Origin of the sequence: Bradyrhizobium sp. (assembly GCF_017881085.1) — a bacterium.
Taxonomy (GTDB): Bacteria; Pseudomonadota; Alphaproteobacteria; order Rhizobiales; family Xanthobacteraceae; genus Bradyrhizobium.
Map to the genome: position 1 here is coordinate 1 of NZ_JADGRI010000307.1, position 6,404 is coordinate 6,404.

Annotated in this window: 7 protein-coding genes; 6 read left to right on the forward strand and 1 reads right to left on the reverse strand. The window is 63.6% G+C overall.

The genetic code is table 11. The annotated features are described in order from the left end of the window. The 3 genes from QZ213_RS22805 to QZ213_RS22815 form a co-directional block, all read left to right on the forward strand. On the forward strand, positions 1–828 hold an 828-nt coding region (locus QZ213_RS22805), incomplete at its 5' end, for a HAMP domain-containing sensor histidine kinase (protein ID WP_291688347.1). After that, positions 798–2,546, forward strand: a complete 1,749-nt coding sequence (locus QZ213_RS22810) for a DUF3369 domain-containing protein (protein ID WP_291688348.1) — start codon at positions 798–800, stop codon at positions 2,544–2,546. The genes QZ213_RS22805 and QZ213_RS22810, both read left to right, overlap by 31 nt. Next, positions 2,543–3,283 carry a response regulator gene (locus QZ213_RS22815; RefSeq protein ID WP_291688349.1) on the forward strand — a complete coding sequence of 247 codons (741 nt, stop codon included), beginning with the start codon at positions 2,543–2,545 and terminating at the stop codon, positions 3,281–3,283. Before QZ213_RS22810 ends, QZ213_RS22815 begins: the two co-directional genes overlap by 4 nt. A 76-nt stretch (positions 3,284–3,359) precedes the next feature. Here the strand turns inward: QZ213_RS22815 and QZ213_RS22820 are convergent, their stop codons facing one another. Then, positions 3,360–3,854: a hypothetical protein gene (locus QZ213_RS22820; protein WP_291688350.1), complete on the reverse strand. Its 495-nt coding sequence runs from the start codon at positions 3,852–3,854 to the stop codon at positions 3,360–3,362. Positions 3,855–4,470: 616 nt separating this feature from the next. Here QZ213_RS22820 and QZ213_RS22825 point away from each other — a divergent pair. The 3 genes from QZ213_RS22825 to QZ213_RS22835 all read left to right on the forward strand — a co-directional run bounded on the left by QZ213_RS22825 (position 4,471) and on the right by QZ213_RS22835 (position 6,371). After that, positions 4,471–5,082: a sigma-70 family RNA polymerase sigma factor gene (locus QZ213_RS22825; RefSeq protein ID WP_291688351.1), complete on the forward strand. Its 612-nt coding sequence runs from the start codon at positions 4,471–4,473 to the stop codon at positions 5,080–5,082. A 158-nt stretch (positions 5,083–5,240) separates the two neighbouring features. Then, positions 5,241–5,420 (forward strand): hypothetical protein, encoded by a 180-nt coding sequence (locus tag QZ213_RS22830; protein ID WP_291688352.1) that lies wholly within the window; start codon positions 5,241–5,243, stop codon positions 5,418–5,420. Between the two features lie 252 nt (positions 5,421–5,672). After that, positions 5,673–6,371: a cytochrome c biogenesis CcdA family protein gene (locus QZ213_RS22835; protein WP_291688353.1), complete on the forward strand. Its 699-nt coding sequence runs from the start codon at positions 5,673–5,675 to the stop codon at positions 6,369–6,371. Positions 6,372–6,404: the final 33 nt, after the last annotated feature.

Genomic DNA, 6,404 nt, shown 5'->3' on the forward strand with positions numbered 1-6,404 from the left:
AACCTGATCGACGCCGAACGGCTGGCGGCGCTCGGCGGCCTGGTCGCCGGCGTCGCCCATGAAGTGAACAACCCGATCGGCATCAGCCTGACGGTGGCGTCCAGCTTCTCGCGCCGCGCGGAGATGTTCGAGGCCGAACTGCGGTCGGACTCGCCGCTGCGCCGCTCCCAGCTCGAGGAATTCGTCAGGACCTCGCGCGACGCGGCAGGGCAACTGGTGGCGAACCTGCAGCGCGCCGGCGAGCTGATCCAGTCCTTCAAGCAGGTCGCGGTCGACCGCTCGCATGCGGAGCGCCGCCAGTTCAGCCTGAGCGAGGCGACCGACCAGATCATCGCCAGCCTCAAGCCGGTGCTGAAGCGGTCGCCGATCACGCTTTCGGTCGATGTGCCGGAAGGCCTCATGATCGACGGTTACCCCGGCTCCTACGGCCAGATCCTGACCAATCTGTTCCTCAACGCCGCCAGTCACGCGTTCGCCGACGGGCGCGCCGGCGCCATCTCGATTTCCGCGCGGCCACGCGGCGCCGACGATGTCGAGATCATCTTTGCCGACGACGGCGCCGGCATGACGCCGGACGTGCAGCGGCAGGCGTTCGACCCGTTCTTCACCACCCGCCGCAACGAGGGCGGCACCGGCCTGGGCTTGCATATCGTCTATAATCTTGTCACTCAACAGCTCGGCGGCCGGATGATGCTGGATTCAAGGCTGGGACAAGGCACTACATTTCGCATTATCATACCGAGGACCGCCAGGGGCGGCTCGGAAACCGCAGACCAGGCAAGCGACGGGACCCCTCAATGGCCGAACAGGACGATGTCCTCCACCTGATCGACGATACCGGAACCGCTCCGGAGGCCTCGACCGCGCGCAAATGGAAGGTCGCCGTCATCGACGACGATCCGGCCGTGCACGAAGGCACCCGGTTTGCGCTGAGCGACTACTGCCTGCATGGACAGACGCTCGAAATCCTGTCGGCCTATTCGGCCGCCGAGGGGCGAACGCTGATGGCCGCGCATCCCGATATCGCGGCCGTGCTGCTCGACGTCATCATGGAGACCGACGCCGCCGGCCTCGATCTCGTCGAATACATCCGCAACGAACTCGGGAACGAAACGGTCCGCATCATCCTGCGCACCGGCCAGCCCGGCCAGGCGCCGGAGCGCCGCGTCATCGTCCAGTACGACATCAACGACTACAAGGCGAAGACGGAGCTGACGGCCGACAAGCTGTTCACCTCGCTGACCGCGGCATTGCGCAGCTATCAGCAGCTCGAGCGCATGGTGCAGACCAGGCGCGGACTGGAAATCATCATCGACGCCGCCTCGACGCTGTACGATTTCAAATCGATGCAGCGGCTCGCCGAGGGCGTGTTGACCCAGCTGGCGTCGCTGCTCAACGTCGATTGCGCCGGCATCCTGGTGCTGCGCGACGACGGCAGCAGTTCGGGCTCGGATTTTTCGGTGCTTGCCGGAAGCGGCTGCTACAGCCGCTTCATTGGAACGACGAGTTCGAAAGCGCTCGATCCGGATCTGCGCCATATGGTCGAAGCGGCATTCCAGCGCCGCAAGAATGAATTCTCCGATCACCGCAGTGTGCTCTATCTGCGGACCGGCAGCGGGCGGGAGGTGGTCGTGCTGCTGCAGGCCGAGCGCCAGCTTTCGGAGACCGATCGGGCGCTGGTCGAGATTTTCGGCAGCCGGCTTTCGATCGCGTTCGACAATGTGATTCTCTATCAGCAGCTGCAGGAGGCCAACACCCAGCTCGAGGACCGGGTCGCCCAGCGCACGCGCGCGCTGATGCAGGCCAACCGCCGGCTGTCGTCGCAGTGGCTGCGGCTGCAGCGCGCCAACGGCTTCAAGAACGAAATTCTGGGCACCGTCGCCCACGATCTGAAGAACCCGCTGGGGGTGATCCTCGGCCGCACCGAAATGCTGGTGGAGCTGATCACCGCCTCCGCTTCCAAGGAGAGCGTCACTGCCCAGGTCGAGCACATCCGCGACGCCACCAGGCGCCTGACCTCGATGGTCGATCACTTGATTTCGGACGCGATGGCGGATGCCTTCGATATCTCGATCCGCCGCGAGCCGGTCGATATCGCAGGGCTCGTCAACGAAGTCGCCGACGCCAACCAGCCGCTTGCCGCGAACAAGCAGCAGGCCATCACCGTATCGGCGCCGCCGAATTTCGTCACCATGTGCGACGCCGACCGGATGCGCGAGGCGATCGACAATCTCATCAGCAACGCGATCAAATACTCACCGATCGGCGGCAAGATCACGGTGGTGGTGACGCACGAGGGCAACAACACCATCATCCGCGTGGCCGACGAAGGCGCCGGCCTTAGCCCTGAAGATCTCGGCCGGCTGTTCGGCCGCTTCCAGCGGCTTTCCGCCAAACCCACCGCCGGCGAAAGCTCGACCGGGCTCGGCCTGTCGATCGTCAAGCGCATCATCGACATGCATGGCGGCCAGGTGAACGCCAACAGCCCCGGGCCCGGACAGGGCTCGACCTTTACAGTAATCCTGCCCGCAACCGAGATGTCATGAGCCAGAGCCCGCACATTGTCATCGTCGACGACGAGGCGCCGGCCCGCGAGATGGTCGGCGATTACCTCAAGATGCACGGCTTTACCGTGACGCTGTGCGACGGCGGCAGGAGCCTGCGCGGCGCAATCGAAACTTCCGTGCCCGATCTCGTGGTGCTCGACCTGAACATGCCGGAGGAAGACGGGCTTTCCATCATCCGCGACCTGAAAAGCCGGATCAATGTTCCGGTCATCATGCTGACGGCGACCGCGAGCCCGATCGACCGGGTGGTCGGTCTTGAACTCGGCGCCGACGACTACATCGCCAAACCGTGCGAATTGCGCGAATTGATGGCGCGGATCCGCTCGGTGCTGCGGCGGAGCGCGCCCGCCAAGGCGGCGTCCGCGCCGGAAACCGCGAACGCCAAAGCCGCGAAAGACCAGTTGGTGCGGTTCGGCACCAAATGGCTCGATCTCGAGGCGCAGGCGCTGCGCGACGACGAGGGCAACGAGCATCCCTTGACCGCGTCCGAATTCAGCCTGCTCAAGGTGTTCGCGGCCAATCCGAAGCGGGTGCTGTCGCGCGAGCGCCTGCTGGAACTGGCCAACGCCCGCGACGCCGAGGCCTTCGACCGCGCGGTCGACCTCCGGATCATGCGGATCCGGCGCAAGATCGAGCTCGACCCGACCAAGCCCGCGGTGATCCGCACCATCCGCGGCGGCGGCTATCTGTTCTCACCGGCAGGCGAGAAGGCGTGAGCGACTGACCCGAGCGAGCGGCAAGTCACTCCCTCGCCCCGCCCTTGCGGGGAGAGGTAATGAAAACAGCGGCTTGCTACTTTCCGCTTTCCCAAGAACAGTCGGCTCCGCTGCCGTCGTTTTGCTTGATCTTGCCGAGATCGAGCGTGCAGTTCAGTTTCGAGACGTTTTCGGTCATCGAGCCCGCCGCCCCTTCAGCAGTGACGCCCGCCGACGCGAGCGTGGCGTAGACTTCATTGGCCGCGCGGCCCTTCAGCGACCGCTTACCCTTCTTGAAGGCGATCTCGCAGCTGCGATCGGCGATGGCGACGTTGCTGATCCGGCACATCACGGCATCGACACCGACCGATATTGTCTTGATGGGATAGCTCATCTTGGTATTGCCGTCGAACAGGCCGGCAATGACTTTCCTTTCGCCGGGGTTCAGGACTGGCGAATATTGGGCCGCCACTGCGGCCACGGCGAGCGCCGTCGGCCCGGTCAGGGTCACCGGCGCCGCCGATACGGCCGATGGGCCGAAGCTTGCGAGCAGAGCGACAACCGCCGCCATCCCTGGAATCGAATTCTTCATGACAAGGCTTCCCCGATCGAGGCAATGAACTTCGGACGCATGTTATACATCGCCCGGGGTCGCAGTGTGACAAATCGTGGCGCGGGTTTTTTTTGCTTCCGTCGTTGAGAAATCCGCCTTGGTCTGCGGATCGTTGCTGGGTTCGTTGCTTCGCATCGCTTGGCGCGACGTCTATTGCACGGAGCTCTCGCCAGCGATGAGGACGCGGTTCGCCGATTTCGACATCGACGCAGCGGCAGCGTGGATTTGTCGAATCGTTTCGGACCGACCGGCCGGGCCGCGAATCTGCTTTTCGACCTGTGCGGGAGCCAAGGACCCCAGGTGAACTTCAGGTAAGCACGGCCGCGTCGGCCGAAGCGCCAAAACGCGGGAATCAAGCCGTGGTTCCCAGCCGGAAGCCCTTTTCGGCAGGCTCAAGGGCGGATCGTCCCAAAACCCATCCCCTTCAAATTGCTGGCATTTCATGCCCATTTGTTTCGTCGGCGGCGTCGCGACGAAACAATTCTCGCGCCCACGAAACCATTTTCCCCTTGGCGTGCAGACGTCCCGAAACGTTGGCTCATTAACAATCTGCCCGAACGAAGCGCCGCACCGCAGCGGCCAGTGGGAGCCTGTCATGCAGAACGTCATCGCCATCAACGCCGCAGCCCGCCAAGGCATCATCGCCGCCCAGGCGACCTCGGATGAAATGCTGCTGGAGAGCATTGCCGATGGCGGCAGAACCGCGATGCACATCCTGTATTCGCGTCACAATGTCAGGGTCTATCGTTTCGTGCTTCGCATCGTGCGCGACGCCACCATGGCCGAAGACCTCACCAGCCAGGTATTCCTCGACGTGTGGCGCACCGCCAAGCAGTTCGAGGGCCGTTCCCAGGTTTCCACCTGGCTGTTGTCGATCGCCCGCTTCAAGGCGCTCACCGCGCTGCGTCAGCGGCGGCACGAGGACATCGAACAGGAAGACGTGCTCGAGATCGCCGACCAGGCCGACACGCCCGAAGCCTCGCTTGATCGCAGCAATACCAGCGCGATCCTGCGCGCCTGTGTCGCAAAATTGTCGCCGGCCCATCGCGAGATCATCAACCTCGTCTACTACCATGAGAAGTCGGTGGAGGAGGTCGGCGCGATCATCGGCATCCCCCAGAGCACGGTGAAGACCCGGATGTTCTACGCCCGCAAGCAGCTCGCCGAGCTGCTCAAGGGGGCCGGCGTCGACAGCCTGGCGGCTTGATGTAATTTCAACAAATTGAATGGGTTGCGCCTGATTTGACCGCTAACGAGGCGCAACCCAAGAAACAAATGAAACAATCGAAGACATCACGCGGAAAAACTGACCCGTTACACCCGCAATCATCAAGTCGAACACCAACGCCGCAGAGGAGTGAGAATATGACCAGACCGTCCTTCCGCTTCTTCATCATTCCGCTCGGCGCGATCTGCACCTTGGCCTCGTTATCCGCCCAGAACGCCGCTCCCCGTGTCCAGCGCGATCAGGGTTCGATGCTGGTGCATCAGCAGGTCACCGATTGCAGCAGCAAGAATCCCAGCGAGGTCTGCGTGATCCGCTGAGCCCAGTTTTGTCACCACCAGATTTTCTGACCGACCGATCTTCACCTCCACCGATCTTCGCCTCCCAAGCACCTCCAACGACCCGGACGGGATGCCCCCCTCCGGGTCGCTCTGTGTTTGGGGGACTTTGCGGCGGCCTGCGAAACCTCACGAACACGTGACGCCGGCCGAGTAACGCTGCGCCCCGGCATCCCGAAGGACCATTGACGTTCACGCGCGGCCGCATGGCCGGCAGTTCAATGGAATCACCTGATGCTCAATCTAGTTCTTGCCCTGCTCGCCGGAATCGTGACCGTGGCGGCGCCCTGCACGCTGCCGATGCTGCCGATCCTGCTCGGCGCCTCGGTCGGCCAGACCGGCAGACTGCGCCCGGCGATGATCGCACTCGGGTTTGTCGTCTCGTTTTCCGCAGCGGCTTTGTTGCTGAGCGCGATTACCGAGATTTTCGACTTCGACCCTAATGCCTTGCGTACCGGCGCAGCCATCCTGCTGCTTGGCTTCGGACTGTTGATGGTCTGGCCGGCGCCATTCGAATGGCTGACGATCCGGCTCAATGGCCTCACGGACGCCGCCGCGGGCCCTGCCGCCTCGGGCCGCGGCAATATCGGTGGTTTTGTCCTGGGCACCACGCTCGGTCTGGTCTGGACGCCCTGCGCCGGCCCGGTGCTCGGTTCGATCCTGACGGTGGTCGCCACATCAAGGGACACTGCTTCCGCGAGCGCGCTGCTGGTGGTCTACGCGATCGGGGCGGCGATCCCGATGCTGGCAATTGCGTATGGCGGCCAGGCCGTCACCACCCGCGTCCGCAGCATCGCGCGGATTTCTCCAAGACTGCAGCAGGGCTTCGGCGTCGTCGTGATCGCCTTCGCGGTTCTCTCCTACTTCCAGTACGACACGGTCATCGTGGCGTGGCTGACCGCATTCTATCCGCAGGGCCAGATCGGCCTGTAAACAATCCGCAACGCAAGGAGACTTCCATGACGC

Bases quoted from the DNA above. Each gene is read 5' to 3' on its own strand.
- QZ213_RS22810 (WP_291688348.1), top strand. From the start codon at position 798: ATGGCCGAACAGGACGATGTCCTCCACCTGATCGACGATACCGGAACC.
- QZ213_RS22815 (WP_291688349.1), top strand. From the start codon at position 2,543: ATGAGCCAGAGCCCGCACATTGTCATCGTCGACGACGAGGCGCCGGCC.
- QZ213_RS22820 (WP_291688350.1), bottom strand. From the start codon at position 3,854: ATGAAGAATTCGATTCCAGGGATGGCGGCGGTTGTCGCTCTGCTCGCA.
- QZ213_RS22825 (WP_291688351.1), top strand. From the start codon at position 4,471: ATGCAGAACGTCATCGCCATCAACGCCGCAGCCCGCCAAGGCATCATC.
- QZ213_RS22830 (WP_291688352.1), top strand. From the start codon at position 5,241: ATGACCAGACCGTCCTTCCGCTTCTTCATCATTCCGCTCGGCGCGATC.
- QZ213_RS22835 (WP_291688353.1), top strand. From the start codon at position 5,673: ATGCTCAATCTAGTTCTTGCCCTGCTCGCCGGAATCGTGACCGTGGCG.